This is a genomic window from Aurantimonas sp. A3-2-R12, assembly GCF_036016755.1.
Taxonomy (GTDB): Bacteria; Pseudomonadota; Alphaproteobacteria; order Rhizobiales; family Rhizobiaceae; genus Aurantimonas; species Aurantimonas coralicida_A.
Window position 1 is genome coordinate 1 of sequence record NZ_JAYXIH010000059.1, and the last position, 19,512, is coordinate 19,512.

The following is a 19,512-nucleotide window of genomic DNA, read 5'->3' on the forward strand; positions in this document are numbered from 1 at the left end:
GATCTCTGGCGTGCAGTCGGCAACATCTGCGACCTGTTCGAGCCCGAAGAATGTTGGAACTACCTCAAGGCCGCTGGCTATGTTGCAGATTAATCGCCTGACGCTCTAATCGCTGCACCAGCAGCCGAGCGAGCGGGCTGTTGTCCCGATCCCGGCGACTTTCACCCTGCGGTATCGAGGCTCTCAACTACCACATTGTCGTTGGTGTAGATGCAGATCTCGGCGGCGATCTTCATCGCCCGGCGGGCGATCTCCTCGGCGTCGTAATCGGTCTCGGCCAGCGCCCGCGCGGCGGCGAGCGCGTAATTGCCGCCCGAGCCGATGGCGATGACACCATGCTCAGGCTCCAGCACGTCGCCATTGCCCGTGAGCGTCAGCGTGACGTGTTTGTCGGCGACGATCATCATCGCCTCGAGACGCCTCAGATAGCGGTCGGTGCGCCAGTCCTTGGCGAGCTCGACGCAGGCGCGCATCAACTGGTCGGGATATTGCTCGAGCTTGGCCTCCAGCCGCTCCAGCAGCGTGAAGGCGTCGGCCGTGGCACCGGCGAAGCCGGCGATCACGGCGCCCTCCTTGCCGATGCGGCGGACTTTCTTCGCGTTGCCCTTCATCACGGTGTTGCCAAGCGACACCTGGCCGTCGCCGGCGATCACCACCTTGCCGCCCTTGCGGACAGTGACGATGGTGGTGCCGTAGATCGTGGCCGGGTCGTGGTTCTCAATGCTCATGGTCGCGTCCTTTTCATCCGCGTCCCATGTGGACCCGGCAAAAGGAATTGCCAAGTGGGGGGTCACCCAGCCGCCTTGCGCGGCCGACCGCCCTTGGCGCCATTCGTCCGGGACGCGGCGATCTTGGCGGCGCTCCGGGCCTTGCCGCCTTTCCGTGCCACATCGACGAAGGAGCGTGTTCCGAACACCCCGGCCATCAAGCCGGCAATGGTGAAGTCGGCGTCGAGCCGTTCCCAATGGAGGCCGTCGTCTCCGAGAACTTCGACATCTGCCAGATCGGCATCCGACGCCTTTTCGAGCCCCTGAAGGGACCGGGTCGGGACCATGAAAGCGGCTCCGTTGAGAAATTCCACGACGACCCGGCCGGTTTCCGCATCGTAGTGGACCGAAACCGGCTGCGGCTGCCCGGCGCCCGCTTGCTTGCCGCGCCGCGTCGCTGCGTCGTACTCGGCATCTGTCAGTTCGAACTCAGCCATGAATCTCCTCCCACCGCCGGAGCAGCGCTGCCTGGTGTTCCGCCACCAGCGCCAGCGCTTTGCGCAATTCGCCCCTGGTCATGCGCCTTTGCTCGATCACCATCGGCCGTGCGCCGGTCAGATGGATACGGGCCTGCCCATCGCCGTAGACATGGACGTGCGCCGGTTCGTGATCGTTGAGGTAGATAACGACGCGCAGCCCGAGGGAACGCAGGACAGTAACCATGAAAGCATTTAACCCAACATGTTGGGTTTTTCAATAGTGCGCGCTGATAGAGAACCGAGGTGCCAATCTACGAGATTGCAAAGGGAATGTGCGGCGCTCTCCGGCATGCCCCCCATGACAGGGCCACGGCCCCGGTGCTAGAAGCCGGGCGACATCCGCGAGAAGGTGACAGCAAATGGGCGAGACAGCCGGACGGCGCGACGCCGTCGTCGAGAGAAAGACCAAGGAAACCGACATCCGCGTGCGCGTCGATCTCGACGGCACCGGACGGTCGACGATCGCGACCGGGGTCGGCTTTTTCGACCACATGCTGGAACAACTGTCGCGCCATTCGCTGATCGACATGGACGTCGCCGCCAAGGGCGACCTCCACATCGACGATCACCACACGGTGGAGGACACCGGCATCGCGCTCGGCCAGGCGATCAGACAAGCGCTCGGCGAGCGGCGCGGCATCCGCCGCTATGCCTCGCTGGATCTGGCCATGGACGAATGCCTGACGCGCGCGGCGATCGACGTGTCGGGTCGGCCGTTCCTTGTGTTTTCGGCGGATTTCACGCGCGACAAGATCGGCGGCTTCGACACCGAGTTGGTGCGCGAGTTCTTCCAGGCGCTGGCCCAGAACGCCGGCGTGACGCTGCACGTCACCAATCTGGCCGGGGCCAACGCCCACCATATCGCCGAGACCTGCTTCAAGGCGGTGGCGCGCGTGCTCGGCGACGCGGTGGCAATCGATCCGCGCCAGGCCGACCTCGTCCCGTCGACCAAGGGCACGCTGGCGTGAGCCGGGCAACGCGATCGGGACGACCATGGCGCTGACCCGTTTCATCGTCTTTGAACCACCGGAAAGCGACGGCGCGAAGGACGCGGTGTTCGTGCGCGACGCGTTCTCGTTCTGGGCGTTGCTGTTCACCTTCCTGTGGCTTTTCCGCTACCGCCTCTGGCTGGCGGGGATCGCCGCGCTGGCGCTGTCCTTTGCCATCACGCTGCTCGGCGAGCAGGGCTTCGACCTGACAGCGGCCGTCCTGCAATTCCTGCTCGGGCTGCTGATCGCGCTGGAGGGACCGAGCCTTCGCGCCGCGCGTTATCGGCGCAAGGGCTGGCGCGAGGTCGCCGCGTTCCAGGCCGCCGATCTGGCGGAGGCCGAACTCACATATTATGGCGGCGGTCGCCGGCCGGTCGACGCCCCGGCAGCACAGCCAGCGCTCGCCGCCGCTTCGTGGACGGCCGAGCGCCACAAACCAGCGCCGGCCCGCACCGGCGGATTCTTCGGCACGACGGGGACGCGATAATGCAGCGTATCGCGATCATCGACTATGGCTCGGGCAATCTGCACTCAGCGACGAAGGCCTTCGAGCGAGCCGCCCGCGAGGCCGGCATCGAGGCCGAGATCCTGCTCACCGCCGACCCCGAGGCCGTGCGGTCGGCGGACCGGATCGTCCTGCCGGGCGTCGGCGCCTTCGCCGACTGCCGGGCCGGGCTCGACGCCGTGCCCGGCATGGTCGCGGCGCTGGGCGAGGCGGTGGAAGCCAAGGCACGTCCGTTTCTCGGTATCTGCGTCGGTATGCAGTTGATGGCTTCGCGCGGGCTCGAAAAGACCATCACGCCGGGGCTCGGCTGGATCGCCGGCGACGTCGAGAAGATGGTGCCGTCCGATCCGTCGCTGAAACTCCCGCAGATCGGATGGAACACGATTCACGTGAGACATGCCCACCCGCTTCTCGCCGGCATCGCGACCGGGGACGCGGGGCTGCACGCCTATTTCGTGCATTCCTATCAGCTCGTCGCGACGAACGAAGCCGATGTCGTCGCCACGACCGACTATGGCGGCCCGGTCACCGCGATCGTTGTGAGCGGCAACAAGGCCGGCACCCAGTTTCACCCCGAAAAAAGCCAGAGGTTCGGTCTGGCTCTCATCGGCAACTTCCTCCAATGGACGCCTTGAAGCCCTTGCCCATTCTCTTTCCCGCCATCGATCTCAAGGACGGCGCCTGCGTGCGCCTCAAGCTCGGCCTCATGGACGAGGCGACGGTCTACAACGCCGACCCGGCCGCGCAGGCGCGGGATTTCCGCGACGCCGGCTTTTCCCACCTGCATGTGGTCGACCTCAACGGCGCCTTCGAGGGTAGGGCCGTCAATGGCGGCGCGGTGGAGGCCATCGTTGCGGCCGTCGGCGCGGACATGAGCATCCAGCTCGGCGGCGGCATCCGGACGCTGGCCGACATCGAGCGCTGGCTGGACAAGGGTCTGGCGCGGGTCATCCTCGGCACGGTGGCGGTGCGCGATCCGGACCTCGTGAAACAGGCCGCGCGATCCTTTCCCGGCCGCATCGCCGTCGGCGTCGACGCCAAGGGCGGCAAGGTCGCGGTCGAGGGCTGGGCGGAGACGTCCGCGCTGACGGCGATCGATCTGGCCCGGCGGTTCGAGGACGCGGGCGTCGCCGCGATCATCTACACCGACATCGACCGGGACGGGGTGCTGGCCGGCATCAACTGGGAATCCACCATCGATCTGGCCGAGGCCATGTCCATTCCCGTCATCGCGTCCGGCGGCCTCGCCTCGCTCGCCGATGTCGTGCGGCTGACCATGCCCGACGCCCACAAGCTCGAAGGCGCGATCTCGGGCCGGGCCCTCTATGACGGGCGGATCGACGCGCGGGAAGCGCTGAAGGTCCTGCAAGGAGCGGGCTGACCGCCTCGGGAATGTTTCACGTGAAGCAGGGAGGTCCTCTCGCTCCGGGTTTGCTGATCCGTTCGGCAAGCGCTAGATTTCGGCAATGAACATCCAGCAGAATGCCATCCGGACCGCCGACGATTTCCTGCGCTGGAACGAAGGGCGCGAGGGCAAGCGCGAGTTCGTAGGCGGGAGGATCGTCGAGATGATGACCGGCGGCACACGGCGGCACGCCGAGTTGACTCTGCAGCTGGCCTTTCTCCTGAAAAGCAAGCTGGACCATACCGGATTCCTCGTCACGGTCGCCGATTTCGCGGTCCGCACGCCGTTCGGCGTCCGCTATCCCGACGTCATGGTGACGCGGCGCGAGGGCGATCCGTCAGATCTCGCCACGGACTGCTCGGTCCTCGTTGCCGAGATCCTGTCGCCTTCCTCCCTGGCGATCGACTTCAGTGAGAAGGTCGAAGAGTACACGGCAATCCCATCGCTGGCGCACTATATGGTTCTGGCTCAGGACGAGGCCCGCATTTGGCTCTGGAGCCGGGGCGGCGACGGCGATTTTGGCAAACCGGAGATGATCGTCGGGAGCGAGGAGGCCGCTCCCCTTCCCGGCCTCGGGACCGAACTTTCGCTCCAGGAACTCTATGGCGGCATTGCCTGACGCCAACGACGGCAAGGTCAAGATTGCGTTGGGTCTGGTTCCGTGCGCTCCAAAAACGCCGCCACCGCCTCGTTGAATGCCTCCGGCGCATCGAGATTGGCGACATGGCCGCCGTTAACGCGGACGATTTCGGCGCGGCCGATCCGCCGTGCGATTTCGGCGGCGTGGTCGACCACCAGCGACACTTCGTCATCTCCCAGAATGACCAGACATGGAATGTCGAGCGCGCGGATTGCCGCTGGGTCGGCCGCAACGATCGCCTCATAGGTCGCGAGAATTGCCGCCGGCGGCATGGTGGCGAAACCCGCGATGAAGTGCCGTTCGGCGTCGGCTCCGACCCATTTGTTCCCGAATGCCGCCCGAACCGAGGCGATACCCAGCCGCGCGGTGCGGCGCTGGCCGAAAAGCCGGAACAGCGGCGACAGGATGCGCTGCGGCCCCAGTGCTTCCAGGATCGATCGCACCGGGCCGTGCAGCGACAGCGCGAGCGGCGTATCAGCGAGAACCAGCGCTTCGACGCGCTCGGGCTTTCGCGCCGCCATCTCTAGCGCCACCATACCGCCAAGCGACACTCCGCCGAGCGACACGCGATCGATGCCCAGCGCGTCGAGAAACCGGAATCCGTCCTCCGCAAGGGTTTCCACCGAGAGACCGCCAACATCGCCGCGCGTTTCGCCGTGGCCGCGGAAATCGGGGGCGACGATCCGCCGAAACTGCGACAGCGCCGGTATCTGCGCGGACCACACTGCCTTGGTCTGGACCGCGCCATGCAACAGCAGCAGGGGCGGGGCGCCCGTCTCGGTGGCCGCCGCGGCATCGCGATAGGCGACCGTCAGATCGCCGGCCTCGATCGTCCGTCGTTGCGCCGCGTCGCTCGCCATTGCCGCTCCAAAACCGCCTGATGGATTTGGCCTTCATCGAAGACCGGTTCGGCTCTATCATGACCACCATGAATATCCAGGCATCGGCCATCAAAACGGCGGACGACTTCCTGCGCTGGAACGAGGGGCGCGAGGGAAAGCGCGAATTCGTGCGGGGGAGGATCGTCGAGATGATGGTCAACGTATCGCGAAACCACGCCAAGTTGGCCTTTCTTCTGGGCCTGGCGCTTGGCGCGAAGCTCGACCTCGCCGCCTTCGACATCGGCTCGGCGGATTTCGCCGTGAAAACGCCCGCCGGGATTCGCTACCCCGACGTCTTCGTCGACCGGGCCGGCGGCAGCGGTTCGGACCTTGCCGCCCGCGCGCCGGTTCTCTTGGCGGAAATCCTCTCGCCCTCCTCGCTTGCCGTCGATTTCGGCGAAAAGGCCGAGGAATACACCGCGATCCCATCGCTTTCGCACTACCTCGTCCTCGCCCAGGACGAGCCTCGCGTCTGGCTGTGGAGCCGCGACGAGGAAGGGGCCTTCGCCAAGCCGGAGATGATCGTCGGACGCGAGGAAACCTTGCCTCTCACCGGCCTCGGCGTCACGCTGGCCCTTGCCGATCTGTATCGCGGCATCGCATAAGGTCCAAAGTTCAGACCGCACCGGACCCGTCTCTTGCCGCTTCAGACCCGATCGCCTTGGCCGCCAGGCCGACTCTCGACCGCCGTGGCAGCCGCGATGATCCGGACCTGCACCAGCCGGCGCCAGAACAGGCGCTGGCAGAAAGGCGACCGCCCCATGACCCTCAAGGCGCGCATCATTCCCTGTCTCGACGTCAAGGACGGCCGCGTCGTCAAGGGCGTCAATTTCGAGGGACTTGTCGATGCCGGCGATCCGGTGGCCGCTGCACAGGTCTATGACGCGGCGGGCGCCGACGAACTCTGCTTCCTCGACATCACCGCGTCCTCCGACAATCGCGAGACGATTTTCGACATCGTCGCTCAGACAGCCGAGCACTGTTTCATGCCGCTGACCGTGGGCGGCGGCGTGCGCGCCGTATCCGACGTTCGCCGGCTGCTTCTGGCTGGCGCCGACAAGGTCGCGATCAACACGGCCGCGGTGAACCGGCCGGAACTCGTCGCCGAGGCGGCCGACAAGTTCGGCGACCAGTGCATCGTCGTCGCCATCGACGCCCGGCGCGTCACCGCGGCAGGCGAGGAGCCGCGCTGGGAGATCTTCACCCATGGCGGGCGCACCGCGACCGGGATCGACGCCGTTTCCTTCGCCCGGCGCGTGGTCTCGCTCGGCGCCGGCGAAATCCTCCTCACCTCGATGGATCGCGACGGCACCAAATCCGGCTTCGACCTCGACCTCACCCGCGCCGTCGCCGACGCGGTTGGCGTGCCGGTGATCGCATCGGGCGGCGTCGGCACGCTGGATCACCTCGTCGAGGGAATCCGCGACGGTCACGCGGCAGCGGTCCTCGCCGCCTCGATCTTTCATTTCGGCGCCCATACGATCGGCGAAGCCAAGGCGCATATGGCGGCGGCTTCGATCCCGATGCGGCTCGACCCGGTCGACTGAGCAATGGTTCGCGAGATTCGCATCCGCTCCAGCGCCGCTGTAGATGTCTCAACGACAGCATGCTTCCGGCCAAGATTGGCTCCGCATTCTTGAATGACGCTGGAAAGACCGCATAGCGAAAGGGCATCATGATAGGCTTCACCCTCGCCGATCTGGAGACGATCGTCGCCGCGCGTGCCGCATCCAAGGATAGCGGCTCCTACACCGCCTCGCTGGCCGCCAAGGGCATCGGTCATGTCGCCAAGAAGCTCGGCGAGGAGGCGGTCGAAACGGTCATCGCGGCGGTTTCGCAGGACGACGAGCGTTTGACCTCGGAGGCGGCCGATCTCCTCTATCATCTCATGGTCGCGCTGCAGCTTCGCCATGTGCCGCTCGCGGCAGTGATGGACGAACTTCAGCGGCGCACGGCGCAAACGGGGATCGCCGAAAAAGCCGGCCGGCCGCCGGAACTGGGACAGGCGAACGGCTGATGGACCAGCTCGCGCCCTCGAAGTTTTCGCCCTATCGGGTCTTCTCGGCCGCCGAATGGGCGAAGTTTCGCGCCGACGCTCCGCTGACGCTCACCGAGGACGAGGTCAACCGGCTCCGTTCCATGAACGACCCGGTCGATCTCGACGAGGTCGCCCGCATCTATCTCGCCGTCTCGCGGCTGCTCTATGCCCATGTGGAATCGTCGCAATTGCTGTTCCGCCAGCGTCAACGATTCCTGTCGGAGGGCGGCGCCCATCCCAAGACGCCGTTTATCATCGGCATCGCCGGCTCGGTCGCGGTCGGCAAGTCGACCACTGCCCGCGTCCTGAAGGAGCTTTTGGCCCGCTGGCCGTCCTCGCCCAAGGTGGACCTGATCACCACCGACGGCTTCCTCTACCCCAATGCCGTGCTGGAGGCCGAGGGGCTGATGCAACGCAAGGGGTTTCCCGAAAGCTACGACGTCGGCACGATCCTGCGCTTCCTCTCCGAGATCAAGGCCGGCGTGCCGCGGGTCGAGGCGCCGGTCTATTCGCATTTCGTCTACGATGTCGTGCCAGGCGAACGCATCACCATCGACCGACCCGACATCCTGATCTTCGAGGGGCTCAACGTCCTGCAAGTGCGCGACATGCCGAAGGACGGCAAGGCCGTGCCGTTCGTCTCCGACTTCTTCGACTATTCGATCTATATCGACGCCGACGAGGTCGACATCCAGCGCTGGTACGTGGAGCGCTTCATGCGGCTGCGCGAGACGGCGTTCCGCGAGACCGACTCGTTTTTCCACCGCTATTCGCAGGTGCCACAGGACGAGGCCCTGAAGATCGCCGAAGGCCTGTGGAGCAACATCAACGGCAAGAATCTCTACGAGAATATCCTGCCGACGCGCCCGCGCGCCGACCTGATCCTGCGCAAGGGGCCGAACCACCTGACCGAGCAGGTCGCGCTGCGCAAGCTATAGAGCGCCGGACACCGAACAGGCGCGAGGCGCTTTCCGGTCACGCGGTTTTCACCGCGCCGTTCCTCCCGACACCGACTAAGATGGTCGTTGCCATCATCCCATCGGATCGCGTCCATGCGATCATCGAGGAGCCCCGCCGCCGTGTTCGTCTCCTTCTTTCCCCAGCCGAAGCTGTTCTTTCTGTCGGCGATCGCGTGGACCGCCGTCGCGGTCGCCGCCTGGTACGTCTTCGGCGCCGACGCTGGCGCCTGGTTCGGACTGCCGCCGCTCGCCGAAAACGCGCCGCCGATCATCGGCGTTTCGATCTTCTGGTCGCCGGCCTTCCTGTGGTTCTACGTCTATTTCGCCATCGTCGTCGCGATCTTCGCGGCCTTCTGGATGGTCTATGCGCCGCATCCCTGGGCGCTCTGGTCGATCCTCGGATCGGCGTTGATCCTCTTCACCACCTACTTTCAGGTGCAGGTGAGCGTCGCGATCAACGCCTGGTACGGGCCGTTCTACGACTTCATCCAGGCCGCCCTGTCGCGATCGCGGCCGGTAACGATCGAGGAATTCTACGGCGAGATGCTGACCTTCGCCGGCATCGCCTTCGTCGCCGTTACCGTCGGCGTGCTCACCCGCTTCTTCGTCAGCCACTACATCTTCCGCTGGCGCACGGCGATGAACGACTACTACATGTCGTACTGGCCGAAGCTTCGCCGCATCGAGGGGGCCTCGCAGCGCGTCCAGGAAGACACGATGCGCTTCTCGACCACCATGGAGGATCTCGGCGTCCGGCTGATCGATTCGGTCATGACGCTGATCGCCTTCCTGCCCGTCCTTCTGGTGCTCTCGGCCAACGTCAAGACGCTGCCGCTGGTTGGCGAGGTGCCCTACGCCCTGGTCATCGCGGCGATCGTCTGGTCGCTGTTCGGCACCGCGTTCCTGGCCATCGTCGGTATCAGGCTCCCGGGCCTGGAATTCCGCAACCAGCGGGTCGAGGCGGCCTATCGCAAGGAGCTCGTCTATGGCGAGGACGACGGCGCCCGGGCTGAGCCCCCGGTGGTCGCCGAGCTGTTCTCGCATGTCAGGCGGAATTATTTCCGGCTCTACTTCCACTACATGTACTTCAACGTCGCCCGCATCGCCTATCTGCAGACCGACAACATCTTTCCGATGCTGATGCTGGCACCGACGATCGTGGCCGGCGCCATCACCCTCGGCGTGATGACGCAGATTCTCAATGCCTTCGAGCAAGTGCGCTCGTCGTTTCAGTATCTGGTGAACTCCTGGACGACGATCGTCGAGCTTCTGTCGATCTACAAACGTCTCAGGGGCTTCGAGGCGGCGATCGACGACGAGCCGTTGCCGGAGATCGACCAGCGCTGGCTGGAGGGCCGGGAGGCGGGCGCCGAAGCGTGAGGCGCGCTCCCCAGACTCGCCTCATGCCGGCCGCGTCACCCGCCTGAGGGTGAGATTGATGCGGCCGCCGTTCTTCAGGAGCGCCGAGGTGGCCGGATAGATCCGGTCGACGCCGTGAAAGGCGAGGCGCCCCTCACCGCCGAGCACGACGATGTCGCCGGATTGCAGCCGGATCGACGTGGTTCGTCCGCCGCGCGTGGTCTCGCCGACCCGGAACAGGCAGTCGTCGCCGAGCGAGATCGACACCACCGGCGCCGCCAGATCCTCTTCGTCGCGATCCTGGTGCAGGCCCATCTTGGTGCCGGTCTCGTAGAAATTGACCAGGCAGGCCTCGGGCGGATGGTCGAAACCCGACATGTCCTCCCAGATTTGCAAAAGCTGGGGTGGCATCGCCGGCCAAGGCGCACCGGTCACCGGGTGGGTGGGCTGATAGCGATAGCCGGCGCGGTCGGCGACCCAGCCGAGGCCGCCGCAGTTGGTCATGCGCACGGACAGCGGCTTGCCGGTGCGTGGCATCACCGGCTGGAACAGCGGCGCCGCCGCGACGACGGCACGGATCGCCTCAAGCAGCGCGACCTGATCGTCGCGGGAAAGATGGCCCGGACTGTGCCGGACGCCTTTGGGAAGCACGTTCATGAGGGGTCAGACCGACGCATCCGCATGACGATCGCTGCTCACGACAGATAGCCCAGCTGCGCCGCCAGCGCGACGGCATGAGTGCGGTTCGATGCGTTCACCTTGCGCGTCGCCGCCGCGAGGTACTGGGAAATCGTGTATTCCGACAGCGACAGGATAGTGCCGATCTCCGACGAGGTCTTGCCTAGCATGGCAAGCTTCAGGCAATCGCGCTCGCGCGTCGACAGCGGGTTGTTCTTGCGGTTCTCCTCGAAACGCGCCGCGGCCAGCATGCCGAACACCGTGAACGCAATCAGATGCAGCTCGCGCACCGTCTGTGCTGACAGATTGGGGGCCCTGCCGGCAAAGGAAAGGGCGCCACTGAAGGCGGTCAGGCCGTGAACCGGGAACAGCGCGCCGGCCAGATAGCCTTCCTCGAGCAGCATCTGGGCCGCCGGGGTCGGTTCCGGCTCGTCGGCCCCGTAAAGCGTCTCGATGTCCCAGACGAAGGGCATCGGATCGGCCTGCAATGCCCCCACCACCAGCTTGAAACGGTGCAGCCCGAGTTGCTCGTAGGAGCGGGCGAAGTCGTCCGGCCAATTGCCCAGCAGGTAACGCGTCGCCATGCCGCCATCGTCGGTCGATGGCATCGCCAGAACCGCCACATGCGAGAAGCCGTAATCGGCCGCGATCCTATTGAGCAGTGTCGAGAGGCGCTCGTCATCCCAGGGCGCCGCGACGGCCGAGAGGCGTTCGAGCGCGCCGCTCATGCCGCCTCCGTCTCCGGAAAAACAGCCCGTTCCCTTTGGTCTTGCGGCCGGCTCACACCGTGTCCGCCCGCTCTCGTCGCACCGCGCATCGCCGCACCGCCTCTCGCGATCTCCCATCTCCACGTCTCGATTCCCACTGAGGGTCCCCGAATCGGACAGGCTATGTTGATCCCAATCCGGGCCGGATTGGTAGACTTGACAACGGCCTCCTCAGCACTCGCCTGTGCGTGTTCTTGCCGCATGCGGCGGTTCGGAGGGCGGGCGCAACGGGTGGCAAGGGCGTCCTGTAGCCCCCATGTAGCATCCAGAATATTTTTGCCCCCGGCGAAAACGACCCTCCTCGGCGCTCCGCGTCTCATCCAACCAGAAGACGTCATGACAGATTTTTCCCCCCGCGAGATCGTCTCCGAACTCGATCGTCACATCATCGGCCAGAAGGACGCAAAGCGCGCCGTCGCGGTGGCGCTGCGCAATCGCTGGCGACGCCAGCAGCTCGAAGGCAGCCTGCGCGAAGAGGTGATGCCCAAGAACATCCTGATGATCGGACCCACCGGCGTCGGCAAGACCGAGATTTCCCGCCGTCTCGCGCGGCTCGCCGGCGCGCCGTTCATCAAGATCGAAGCGACCAAGTTCACCGAGGTCGGCTATGTCGGCCGCGACGTCGAGCAGATCATCCGCGATCTCGTCGAGATCGGCATCGGCCTGGTACGCGAGAAAAAGCGCGAGGAGGTGAAGGCGAAAGCCCATCAGGGCGCCGAGGACCGGGTGCTGGACGCGCTGGTCGGCAAGACCGCCTCGCCGGCGACCCGCGATTCCTTCCGCAAGAAGCTGCGGTCGGGCGAACTCGACGACAAGGACATCGACATCGAGGTCGCCGACACCGGCAATCCGATGGGCGGCATGGAAATCCCCGGTATGCCGGGTGCCAATATCGGTGTTCTCAATCTGTCGGAGATGTTCGGCAAGGCGATGAACCGCACCAAGCAGCGCCGCACCAGCGTGCGCGAGAGCTATGAATTCCTCATCGGTGAAGAGTCCGACAAGCTGCTCGACCAGGAGCAGCTGGTGCGCGAGGCGATAGACGCGGTCGAGAACAACGGCATCGTGTTCCTCGACGAGATCGACAAGGTGGCGAACAAGGACGGGCATTCGGCAGGCGTATCGCGCGAAGGCGTGCAGCGCGATCTCCTGCCCCTGGTCGAGGGCACCACGGTCGCGACCAAGCACGGGCCGGTGAAGACCGATCACATTCTGTTCATCGCGTCCGGTGCGTTCCACGTCTCCAAGCCGTCGGACCTTCTGCCCGAGCTGCAGGGCCGGTTGCCGATCCGCGTCGAATTGCGGGCGCTGACCAAGGAGGACTTCCGCCGCATCCTCACCGAGACGGAGGCCTCGCTGATCAAGCAGTATATCGCCTTGATGAAGACCGAGAACGTCGATCTGGAAATCACCGACGACGCCATCGACGCCATCGCCGACACGGCGGTGGCGCTCAATGGCTCGATCGAGAACATCGGCGCGCGGCGGCTGCAGACGGTGATGGAGCGGGTGCTCGACGAGATTTCCTTCGAGGCGCCCGACAAGCCGGGCGAGAGCTACCGGGTCGACGCCGCCTATGTGCACAAGGCGCTCGACGGCATCGCTGGCGATACCGATCTGTCGCGGTTCATCCTCTAAAGCAACGGCCTGGCGGCCCGTGCCCGCGGTCTCACGCGGCGGCGCGGGCCGGCGCGGCAAGCTCAAACGGAACGATCCGCGGGGTACCGTCGCGTCTTGCCACCAGCACCGAGGCCGGCGGCACGATCGTCCAGTTTCCGGCGTCCGCGTCGCAGGGCTCCGAGGCGACGACGATGCCGTCACCCTCGCGGCGCCAGTACAGCGACGGCGGCAAGCCGTCATTGGCCCAGCGATAGGCCCAGAGGGTCTCGCCGTCGCTGTGGACGGCGGCGAAGCGAAGCGGTGCAGTCTCACCCGTCGCGCGAACCGTCGACCCGATCGCGGTGAGGGTTGCCGCGATGGCGCCGACGGGATCGTCGTCGAGGCCGCGTCCCAGCGCCGCCAGGAAGATCGCCTCCGAATCGCTGGTCCCGCGTCGCTTCGGATAGAGCGCGTCCGGGATCAGATCATCGATGCGCCGGCGCAGGCGCTCATAGCCGCCGATCTGGCCATTGTGCATGAACAGATGCCGGCCGTCCGCGAAGGGATGGCAATTGGCCGTGGAGACCTCGCCGTAGGTCGCGGAGCGCACATGCGCCAGGAACAGCGGTGAGCGGATCTGGCGGCAGAGCGAAACGAGATTGGCGTCCGACCAGGCCGGCGATATGCCGCGATAGACGCCGGCCTCGGGGCGCTCGCCATACCAGCCGATGCCGCAGCCGTCGCCATTGACGATCGTCTTGGCTTCGCGCGCCGCGAGGGACTGGGAGATCAGCGAGGCACGCGGCTCGACCAGCAACCGGTCGAGGAAGATGGGCGGGCCGGCATAGGCAAGAAGACGGCACATCGGGCGTGACACCGCGAGAGGGTTGGCCACGACCATGTCGTCGCGGGGACGTGCCAGTCTGATGTGGTCATGGTTAACGGACGCTTAAGAATTTGCCCCCGTGGCCGTCCGTTTCACGTGAATCGATCGACGCCCGGAGGGTCACAACCGCCCCATTGGCAACCGCAGCTATCGCCGTCGCCGCTTTTCCTTCAGCGCCGCCTCGGCGCGCGTGGCGGCCGTCTCAAGCTCGGCGAGCAGGCGCTTTATGTCGCCGGCGGGAAGGATCGCGATCGTCTCGGCCAGCCGGTTGGCCAGCGCCGTCGCCTCGGGGCTCAGTCCGGCGGTTTCGACCGTGACCTTCGGATGCGAGAGTTCGGCCAGCCGCTCCAGCTCCTCCGCCTCGTCCCAGATCACGTTGAGATAGCCGATGATGCGCTGCAGGAGTTCCCAGGTCGGGCGTCCGCGCCGGCCGTGTTCGAGCGCCGAGAGATAGGCACTCGAAATCCCGAGCGCCGCGGCCATTTCGCCCTGGGTCACGCCACGCTCCTTGCGCATGACGCGGATCTTCTCGCCAAAGGGGGTCATGCGAAGCGCCTCACCCGCACATAGAGCGCACCCGCGCCGCCGTGATGGCGCTCGGCGCTGTCGAAGCCGGACACCAGCGGGCGGAATTCCGGATTGGCGAACCACAGCGGCACCATCCGCCTGAGCACCCCGCGCGATCCAAACGCAGCGCCCGGACGAGCCCCGCGACCGGTGATCACGAGCACATGGCGCAGTCCCATCACCTGGGCCTGGCGCAGGAAGCCGAGCAACGCGTCGTGGGCGACCTCTTGCGTCATCTCGTGCAGATCGATGCGCGCCTCGATCGCGACCCGGCCCTTGGCGATCTTGCGACGCGTCGGCCTTTCGATCGGATGCTGGGTCAGCCGCCGGCCACTGCGCTCCGGCGCCGCCGACGGCCCGGGTGCGGCGGTCTCCGCCGCCTGCCGCCCGCTAGCGGCGGTAAAGGCTGGTGACAGCTTATCCTGCGACGGCTCCTCGGGCATTTTCGGATGCGCCTTGCCCTTCAGCGGCATCGCCGTGCGGGCGACGCTCGCCCACAAACGGGCATCCTCGCCACTGAGGCGTCGTCCGCGCCTCACCGCGCCAGACTTTCGGCGAGCCTCGCCGGCGCCAGGACATGAAAATCCGCCGCGTGGCGAATCCGCCCGGCGATCCGGCCGGCGTCCGGTCCCGAACCGACGAAAATGTCGGCGCGGGCAGGTCCGAGAATGGCCGAGCCGGTATCCTGCGCGATCATCAGGCGGCGGAACGGCTCGCCGGCCACGACAAGCTGCGGCGCGTCGATGAAATAGGGCACGCAGAAGGTCGCGAGTTCCCGGTCGACGGCGATCGAGGCCAGCGCCGTGAGCGGCACCTTTGCCGCGCCGATCGGGCCCTTTGCCGGGTCGTTCACCGGCATGTCCCGAAAGAAGATGAAGGAGCGATTGCGGTTGAACAGGGTCTGCCGCCGCTCCGGATGTGCCGCCAGCCACCCCCTGATGCCGTCCATGTCGGCTTCGGCCAGCGTGAGCTCGCCCTCATCGACCAGGCTACGGCCGATCGCGGTAAACGGATGTCCGGTCTTGGCGGTATAGCTCACGCGGGTTTCGCGCCCGCCCGGAAGGCGCAGCCGGGCCGATCCCTGAATGTGGATAAAGAACGCCTCCACCGGATCGTCGAGCCAGGCGATTTCGAGACCCCGGCCGGCCAGCGCGCCGGCTTCGATCGCGGCCCGGTCGGGATATTCATCGAGCAGCCCGCAAGGGGTGCGACGCGCGAAGCGGAACGAGGGATCAAGCCCCGGCGGGCGCGATACGTCGTCGATCTTCACCAGATCCTGCGGTCGCGCGTAGAGCGGGAACCGAAACCGATCGGTGCGCACCGGCGAAGCGGCGACGATTGGCTCGTAATAGCCGGTAACGAAGCCCGGCGTGTCGGCCTCGGTGCCTTCCGGCAGGATGCGCAGCGGGGTGAAATGCGTCTCGAAGAACGACCGCGCCACCGCGCCATCCAGATCGCCAGCGGCCATCGCCGCTTCCGCGGCGGGCCGAAAGGCGCCCGGCGCGATGTCCAGAGACCCCGCCGACACCTCGTCCTTGAGGAACCGGGGAGCGCTGTCGCGAAATGCGGCGAAGGCCAGGGTGTGATCGGCTTCGGCCCAGCCCGGCAGGTCGGCGAAGCTGCGGCGCACGAAGCGGGTCATGGAAGGGCTCGCCGCTCCGGTTCAGTCTTCTTCGGATTCGGTCCCGGCCAGCTTCCAGTTCGGATCGCGCGAGCGTATGTCGCGCGAGAATGTCCAGACATCCTTGACCTCGACGACGGCTTCCGGATCGCCCTCGACGATCTCGCCGTCCGGCTTCAGCACGGCCGAAATCAGCTGCGCCACGATACGCACCGTCACCAGCGCCTCGCGATCCTTCTTTTCGGCGGACACGACCTCGGCGTCATCGATGCCGACGAAGGAGGACTGCATGCGCTCGCCGCGCTGTTCGCGGTCGGTGATCGCTTGTTCGAAGCCCTGATACACCTCGCTCGACAGGAGGTTCTGCAAGACCTTGCGGTCGCCGTCGGCAAAGGCGGTGACGATCATTTCATAAGCGAGCTTGGCGCCCTCGAGGAATTCCCCCGGCTCGAAATTCGGGTCGTCGTCGCGGATGCGACGCAATTCGCCATTGAGCGGGGTGCCTGGCGCGGCCAGCTTGTCGATGGCCTCGTAGGTATTCGGGGGCGTGGCGACATCACCGCCGGGAAGGCGGCGGTGCGGCAAGGTGACGACATTGTCGTTGGGCGCGGCTTCCCCTGGCCGCCCCTCTCGCCGCGAATAAGGATCGAAGGGCGGGCGCTCGCTGCCGGTACGCCGGCCGAGAACGCTGCGCAGCTGAAACAGGACGATCGCCGCAAGCACTATGAAAAAGATCGTCCCGAAACTCATTGGTTCTGTCGCCTCGCCGTCGCACATGCCATTCGCCCCCATATAGAGACGGCCGGCTATGCATTCAAATTCGTTTCGGGACTTCCTATCTGATCTTGCGACGCGGTGCTGCCCGAAACGCGCATGAGGGGCATTATGCCGTCAAAGGAGTGACCAAACCATGCCCTTCGCCCTGATCCCTTTCCTGCTCCTGGTAATTCCGATCCTGGAGATCGCCGTGTTCATCCTGGTCGGCAACATGATCGGCCTGTGGCCGACGCTCGGTCTCGTCCTGTTGACCGCGATCGTCGGCACGCTGTTGCTGAAGCAGCAGGGCCTGTCGACGCTGGCGCGCATCCAGGCCGACATCCGCGCCAAGCGCATGCCGGGGCGCGATCTCGTCCACGGCGTTATGATTGCCATGGCCGGCATCCTGCTTTTGACCCCCGGCCTCGTCACCGACACGATCGGCTTCCTGCTGTTCGTGCCGAAAATCCGCGACGGGATCTGGAATTTCATGAAAAGCCGCGTGGTCGTCGTGGCGCAAGGGGCTGGGACATCCGGCACGTGGAATTCCGGCGCCCGCGGCCCACAGCCCGACCCGCGGGCTGGCGGCGGGCCGGACGTGGTCGATCTCAGCGGCGAGGAGTTCGAGCGCCGGCCCGACGCCTCCTCGCCCTGGAACGACAAGCGCGATGGCGACGACACGCCGCAAGGCCGCATCCTGCACTGAGCCGGACGCGGCGGCGCGAGGTCGGCCTTCATCTTGTCCTCGCCTTGACCGCGTGATAGCGCTCGCGCCCATTATTTCCTGCCGGCCTGGCATAGCGCCCGGCCCGCTAACACTGGCACCGGGCGCGCCTTCGCGGCGACATCAGCCGGGACCAGCATCGAGACGGGAGCCAACATGTCCGACACAAACGATCAGAAGACCACCGGCAACGGCAATGGTGCCGCCACCGGCGACGGTGCCGCACAGCCCGCGACGCCGCCGAGCATCAACATCCTCACCCAGTATATTCGGGATCTCTCCTTCGAGAGCCCGAACGCGCCGGGCGTCTTGCGCGGCCAGACCAAGGCGCCGGCCATCAATATCGGCGTCAATGTCGGCGCCAACCCGATCGAGGGCTCCGACGGCGACTACGACGTGCGGCTGACGATGAACGCCAAGGCCGGCGAGGGCGCCGAGCTGATGTTCAATGTCGAGCTGGAATATGGCGGCGTCTTCAAGCTGCAGAACTTCCCGCAGGAGCATCTCCTGCCGGTGCTGTTCATCGAATGCCCGCGGCTGTTGTTCCCCTTCGCCCGCCAGGTGATGGCCGACGTGACCCGCAATGGCGGCTTCCCGCCGCTGATGATCGACCCGATCGACTTCTCGCAGCTGTTCCAGCAGCGCATGGCCGAGGAGCGCGCCCGCCAGCAGGTCCAGACTGCCTGAGGCGACGTCGCTTCATCGTTCCTTGAGACAAGAAACGCCGGCGACATCGCACGATGCCGCCGGCGTTTTGATGACCAGCACCTTGCGCGGGCGCGATCAGGCGTCGGTCGTCGCTGCCGCCTGCGGGCGCTCCAGAAAACGCCACCACAGCGCCTCCTCGCCCATCGTCGCAACGAAGGCGCGGTGGCGCGCGGCCTCGTCCGCCGTCAGCCGGGGCGGCAGCGGCACCGGCCGCGGCTCGATCCTGCCGAAATCGCCATCCGTCCCGTCGCCGGCCGTATCGATCTCCACCGCCAGTCCCAGCGCCGCCTGCCGGCCGCCGATCAGCTCGATATAGACCTCGGCGAGAAGCTCCGAATCCAAGAGCGCCCCGTGCTTGTCGCGACGGCTGGTGTCGATCGAAAAGCGCGAGCACAAGGCGTCGAGCGTTGCTGGCGCCATCGGGAACTTGCGCCGCGCCATCGGCAGCGTGTCGATGACGACCGACGGGTCGATCGGCGGCTGGCCGATGCGCTTCAGTTCGGCGTTGAGAAACCGCGTGTCGAAGGCGGCGTTGTGGGCGATCAGCCGGGCGCCGGCGAAGAACTCGAGGAATTCCCCGGCGATCTCCTCGAACAGCGGCTTGTCGGCCAGAAACTCATCGGAAATGCCGTGGACGTCGAAGGCGCCGGGATCCACCTTGCGGCCGGCCGGGCGGACGAAGGTGTGGTAGCTCTTGCCGGTCGGGATGTGGTTCCACAACTCGACGCCGCCGATCTCGATCACCCGCTCGACCTCCGGGTCGAGACCCGTGGTTTCGGTGTCGAAGACGATTTCCCGCATGCCATCCCCCGCTTTGGGGTGTTGTCATGCAGCGGAGCGGAAGAGGCAAGGGGTGGGGTGGAGGCTATCCACCGGCGAAGTGATTGTTCTTGTTGTGTTCTGATTAATGCGCCGCCTCCTTTAGCCTCCCACTACAGAAATCGATTGGCTCGCGCCCATGCCTGCCAATCGACCTGTGCGCTGTCGATTGGCTCAAGGGTCTCATCGAGAGCGTGATTGTCTCCAAAGATCATGAGATTTTCACAGGACCAGCGGGCCGAAGGAGCGATGAGGCCAGAGGTGGCTCGGGAAAATTGGACAGCGTGCTGAGTGGATTGTCTGCCTGAAGGCGGCCAGGATGGCCGAGATCAGGAGAGACGATGAGCAAGAGACCCAGGCGGAAC

At 65.9% G+C, this 19,512-nt stretch carries 25 protein-coding genes; 13 read left to right on the plus strand and 12 right to left on the minus strand.

The window, feature by feature from the left end; genetic code table 11:
• Positions 1–161: 161 nt before the first annotated feature.
• The 3 genes from hslV to VSX60_RS20200 form a co-directional block, all read right to left on the minus strand.
• On the minus strand, positions 162–728 hold the full coding sequence (gene hslV, locus VSX60_RS20190; RefSeq protein ID WP_442873134.1) for an ATP-dependent protease subunit HslV: 567 nt from the start codon (positions 726–728) through the stop codon (positions 162–164).
• 62 nt (positions 729–790) lie between these two features.
• Positions 791–1,204, minus strand: coding sequence for a DUF2442 domain-containing protein (locus tag VSX60_RS20195; protein ID WP_327626051.1), 414 nt, complete (start codon positions 1,202–1,204; stop codon positions 791–793).
• The gene (locus VSX60_RS20200) at positions 1,197–1,430 is read right to left on the minus strand and encodes a DUF4160 domain-containing protein (RefSeq protein ID WP_327626052.1); all 234 of its coding nucleotides are present in this window, start codon (positions 1,428–1,430) and stop codon (positions 1,197–1,199) included. The genes VSX60_RS20195 and VSX60_RS20200 overlap by 8 nt, the downstream gene beginning before the upstream one ends.
• Positions 1,431–1,605: 175 nt before the next feature.
• Between VSX60_RS20200 and hisB the strand changes: the two genes are divergently transcribed.
• From hisB to VSX60_RS20225, 5 genes are all read left to right on the plus strand, one after another.
• Positions 1,606–2,214 (plus strand): imidazoleglycerol-phosphate dehydratase HisB, encoded by a 609-nt coding sequence (hisB, locus tag VSX60_RS20205; RefSeq protein WP_327626053.1) that lies wholly within the window; start codon positions 1,606–1,608, stop codon positions 2,212–2,214.
• 25 nt (positions 2,215–2,239) lie between these two features.
• Positions 2,240–2,722 (plus strand): DUF2628 domain-containing protein, encoded by a 483-nt coding sequence (locus tag VSX60_RS20210; RefSeq protein WP_327626054.1) that lies wholly within the window; start codon positions 2,240–2,242, stop codon positions 2,720–2,722.
• The gene (gene hisH, locus VSX60_RS20215; protein WP_327626055.1) at positions 2,722–3,375 is read left to right on the plus strand and encodes an imidazole glycerol phosphate synthase subunit HisH; all 654 of its coding nucleotides are present in this window, start codon (positions 2,722–2,724) and stop codon (positions 3,373–3,375) included. Before VSX60_RS20210 ends, hisH begins: the two co-directional genes overlap by 1 nt.
• Before the next feature lie 5 nt (positions 3,376–3,380).
• Entirely contained in the window at positions 3,381–4,121 is a 741-nt protein-coding gene (hisA, locus tag VSX60_RS20220; RefSeq protein ID WP_327626074.1) for a 1-(5-phosphoribosyl)-5-[(5-phosphoribosylamino)methylideneamino]imidazole-4-carboxamide isomerase, read from the plus strand.
• 85 nt (positions 4,122–4,206) lie between these two features.
• Positions 4,207–4,764, plus strand: a complete 558-nt coding sequence (locus tag VSX60_RS20225) for a Uma2 family endonuclease (protein ID WP_327626056.1) — start codon at positions 4,207–4,209, stop codon at positions 4,762–4,764.
• Between the two features lie 17 nt (positions 4,765–4,781).
• Here VSX60_RS20225 and VSX60_RS20230 read toward each other — a convergent pair whose 3' ends face one another.
• On the minus strand, positions 4,782–5,645 hold the full coding sequence (locus VSX60_RS20230; RefSeq protein ID WP_327626057.1) for an alpha/beta fold hydrolase: 864 nt from the start codon (positions 5,643–5,645) through the stop codon (positions 4,782–4,784).
• Positions 5,646–5,704: 59 nt separating this feature from the next.
• Here VSX60_RS20230 and VSX60_RS20235 point away from each other — a divergent pair, with 59 nt between their 5' ends.
• From VSX60_RS20235 to sbmA, 5 genes are all read left to right on the plus strand, one after another.
• Positions 5,705–6,271 (plus strand): Uma2 family endonuclease, encoded by a 567-nt coding sequence (locus VSX60_RS20235; protein WP_327626058.1) that lies wholly within the window; start codon positions 5,705–5,707, stop codon positions 6,269–6,271.
• Between the two features lie 156 nt (positions 6,272–6,427).
• Entirely contained in the window at positions 6,428–7,213 is a 786-nt protein-coding gene (hisF, locus tag VSX60_RS20240; protein ID WP_327626059.1) for an imidazole glycerol phosphate synthase subunit HisF, read from the plus strand.
• Between the two features lie 128 nt (positions 7,214–7,341).
• Positions 7,342–7,683 (plus strand): phosphoribosyl-ATP diphosphatase, encoded by a 342-nt coding sequence (locus VSX60_RS20245; RefSeq protein ID WP_327626060.1) that lies wholly within the window; start codon positions 7,342–7,344, stop codon positions 7,681–7,683.
• Complete coding sequence (gene coaA / locus VSX60_RS20250) at positions 7,683–8,642, plus strand: type I pantothenate kinase (protein ID WP_327626061.1); 960 nt, start codon at positions 7,683–7,685, stop codon at positions 8,640–8,642. Before VSX60_RS20245 ends, coaA begins: the two co-directional genes overlap by 1 nt.
• Before the next feature lie 141 nt (positions 8,643–8,783).
• On the plus strand, positions 8,784–10,043 hold the full coding sequence (sbmA, locus tag VSX60_RS20255; protein ID WP_327626075.1) for a peptide antibiotic transporter SbmA: 1,260 nt from the start codon (positions 8,784–8,786) through the stop codon (positions 10,041–10,043).
• A 21-nt stretch (positions 10,044–10,064) separates the two neighbouring features.
• Here sbmA and VSX60_RS20260 read toward each other — a convergent pair whose 3' ends face one another.
• Both VSX60_RS20260 and VSX60_RS20265 read right to left on the minus strand, forming a co-directional pair.
• Positions 10,065–10,679 carry an alpha-ketoglutarate-dependent dioxygenase AlkB family protein gene (locus VSX60_RS20260; protein WP_327626062.1) on the minus strand — a complete coding sequence of 205 codons (615 nt, stop codon included), beginning with the start codon at positions 10,677–10,679 and terminating at the stop codon, positions 10,065–10,067.
• 38 nt (positions 10,680–10,717) lie between these two features.
• Positions 10,718–11,428 carry a helix-turn-helix transcriptional regulator gene (locus VSX60_RS20265; protein WP_327626063.1) on the minus strand — a complete coding sequence of 237 codons (711 nt, stop codon included), beginning with the start codon at positions 11,426–11,428 and terminating at the stop codon, positions 10,718–10,720.
• A 375-nt stretch (positions 11,429–11,803) separates the two neighbouring features.
• On the opposite strand from VSX60_RS20265, the gene hslU reads away from it, so the two are divergent.
• On the plus strand, positions 11,804–13,105 hold the full coding sequence (gene hslU / locus VSX60_RS20270) for an ATP-dependent protease ATPase subunit HslU (protein WP_327626064.1): 1,302 nt from the start codon (positions 11,804–11,806) through the stop codon (positions 13,103–13,105).
• A 31-nt stretch (positions 13,106–13,136) separates the two neighbouring features.
• Here hslU and VSX60_RS20275 read toward each other — a convergent pair whose 3' ends face one another.
• The 5 genes from VSX60_RS20275 to VSX60_RS20295 form a co-directional block, all read right to left on the minus strand.
• Positions 13,137–13,931 carry a class II glutamine amidotransferase gene (locus VSX60_RS20275; protein ID WP_327626065.1) on the minus strand — a complete coding sequence of 265 codons (795 nt, stop codon included), beginning with the start codon at positions 13,929–13,931 and terminating at the stop codon, positions 13,137–13,139.
• Positions 13,932–14,099: 168 nt separating this feature from the next.
• Positions 14,100–14,498 carry a helix-turn-helix domain-containing protein gene (locus tag VSX60_RS20280; protein WP_327626066.1) on the minus strand — a complete coding sequence of 133 codons (399 nt, stop codon included), beginning with the start codon at positions 14,496–14,498 and terminating at the stop codon, positions 14,100–14,102.
• Positions 14,495–15,058 carry a Smr/MutS family protein gene (locus VSX60_RS20285; RefSeq protein WP_327626067.1) on the minus strand — a complete coding sequence of 188 codons (564 nt, stop codon included), beginning with the start codon at positions 15,056–15,058 and terminating at the stop codon, positions 14,495–14,497. The genes VSX60_RS20280 and VSX60_RS20285 overlap by 4 nt, the downstream gene beginning before the upstream one ends.
• Positions 15,055–16,161 (minus strand): murein transglycosylase A, encoded by a 1,107-nt coding sequence (gene mltA / locus VSX60_RS20290; RefSeq protein WP_327626068.1) that lies wholly within the window; start codon positions 16,159–16,161, stop codon positions 15,055–15,057. Before mltA ends, VSX60_RS20285 begins: the two co-directional genes overlap by 4 nt.
• A 21-nt stretch (positions 16,162–16,182) precedes the next feature.
• Positions 16,183–16,890 (minus strand): Tim44/TimA family putative adaptor protein, encoded by a 708-nt coding sequence (locus tag VSX60_RS20295; RefSeq protein ID WP_327626069.1) that lies wholly within the window; start codon positions 16,888–16,890, stop codon positions 16,183–16,185.
• 160 nt (positions 16,891–17,050) lie between these two features.
• Between VSX60_RS20295 and VSX60_RS20300 the strand changes: the two genes are divergently transcribed.
• The gene (locus tag VSX60_RS20300) at positions 17,051–17,602 is read left to right on the plus strand and encodes an FxsA family protein (protein ID WP_327626070.1); all 552 of its coding nucleotides are present in this window, start codon (positions 17,051–17,053) and stop codon (positions 17,600–17,602) included.
• Positions 17,603–17,776: 174 nt separating this feature from the next.
• Positions 17,777–18,307, plus strand: a complete 531-nt coding sequence (secB, locus tag VSX60_RS20305; protein WP_327626071.1) for a protein-export chaperone SecB — start codon at positions 17,777–17,779, stop codon at positions 18,305–18,307.
• A gap of 96 nt (positions 18,308–18,403) precedes the next feature.
• On the opposite strand, the gene dnaQ is transcribed toward secB, so the two are convergent.
• Positions 18,404–19,129: a DNA polymerase III subunit epsilon gene (gene dnaQ / locus VSX60_RS20310; RefSeq protein ID WP_327626072.1), complete on the minus strand. Its 726-nt coding sequence runs from the start codon at positions 19,127–19,129 to the stop codon at positions 18,404–18,406.
• Positions 19,130–19,512 lie beyond the last annotated feature (383 nt).

Coding starts and splice junctions, on each gene's coding strand:
- VSX60_RS20200 (WP_327626052.1), bottom strand. CDS start 1,430: ATGGTTACTGTCCTGCGTTCCCTCGGGCTGCGCGTCGTTATCTACCTC.
- VSX60_RS20235 (WP_327626058.1), top strand. CDS start 5,705: ATGACCACCATGAATATCCAGGCATCGGCCATCAAAACGGCGGACGAC.
- VSX60_RS20275 (WP_327626065.1), bottom strand. CDS start 13,931: ATGTGCCGTCTTCTTGCCTATGCCGGCCCGCCCATCTTCCTCGACCGG.
- VSX60_RS20300 (WP_327626070.1), top strand. CDS start 17,051: ATGCCCTTCGCCCTGATCCCTTTCCTGCTCCTGGTAATTCCGATCCTG.
- hslU (WP_327626064.1), top strand. CDS start 11,804: ATGACAGATTTTTCCCCCCGCGAGATCGTCTCCGAACTCGATCGTCAC.
- VSX60_RS20225 (WP_327626056.1), top strand. CDS start 4,207: ATGAACATCCAGCAGAATGCCATCCGGACCGCCGACGATTTCCTGCGC.
- mltA (WP_327626068.1), bottom strand. CDS start 16,161: ATGACCCGCTTCGTGCGCCGCAGCTTCGCCGACCTGCCGGGCTGGGCC.
- VSX60_RS20210 (WP_327626054.1), top strand. CDS start 2,240: ATGGCGCTGACCCGTTTCATCGTCTTTGAACCACCGGAAAGCGACGGC.
- secB (WP_327626071.1), top strand. CDS start 17,777: ATGTCCGACACAAACGATCAGAAGACCACCGGCAACGGCAATGGTGCC.
- VSX60_RS20245 (WP_327626060.1), top strand. CDS start 7,342: ATGATAGGCTTCACCCTCGCCGATCTGGAGACGATCGTCGCCGCGCGT.
- VSX60_RS20230 (WP_327626057.1), bottom strand. CDS start 5,645: ATGGCGAGCGACGCGGCGCAACGACGGACGATCGAGGCCGGCGATCTG.
- VSX60_RS20295 (WP_327626069.1), bottom strand. CDS start 16,890: ATGAGTTTCGGGACGATCTTTTTCATAGTGCTTGCGGCGATCGTCCTG.
- VSX60_RS20195 (WP_327626051.1), bottom strand. CDS start 1,204: ATGGCTGAGTTCGAACTGACAGATGCCGAGTACGACGCAGCGACGCGG.
- hisF (WP_327626059.1), top strand. CDS start 6,428: ATGACCCTCAAGGCGCGCATCATTCCCTGTCTCGACGTCAAGGACGGC.
- hisB (WP_327626053.1), top strand. CDS start 1,606: ATGGGCGAGACAGCCGGACGGCGCGACGCCGTCGTCGAGAGAAAGACC.
- dnaQ (WP_327626072.1), bottom strand. CDS start 19,129: ATGCGGGAAATCGTCTTCGACACCGAAACCACGGGTCTCGACCCGGAG.
- hslV (WP_442873134.1), bottom strand. CDS start 728: ATGAGCATTGAGAACCACGACCCGGCCACGATCTACGGCACCACCATC.
- hisH (WP_327626055.1), top strand. CDS start 2,722: ATGCAGCGTATCGCGATCATCGACTATGGCTCGGGCAATCTGCACTCA.
- VSX60_RS20260 (WP_327626062.1), bottom strand. CDS start 10,679: ATGAACGTGCTTCCCAAAGGCGTCCGGCACAGTCCGGGCCATCTTTCC.
- VSX60_RS20280 (WP_327626066.1), bottom strand. CDS start 14,498: ATGACCCCCTTTGGCGAGAAGATCCGCGTCATGCGCAAGGAGCGTGGC.
- coaA (WP_327626061.1), top strand. CDS start 7,683: ATGGACCAGCTCGCGCCCTCGAAGTTTTCGCCCTATCGGGTCTTCTCG.
- VSX60_RS20265 (WP_327626063.1), bottom strand. CDS start 11,428: ATGAGCGGCGCGCTCGAACGCCTCTCGGCCGTCGCGGCGCCCTGGGAT.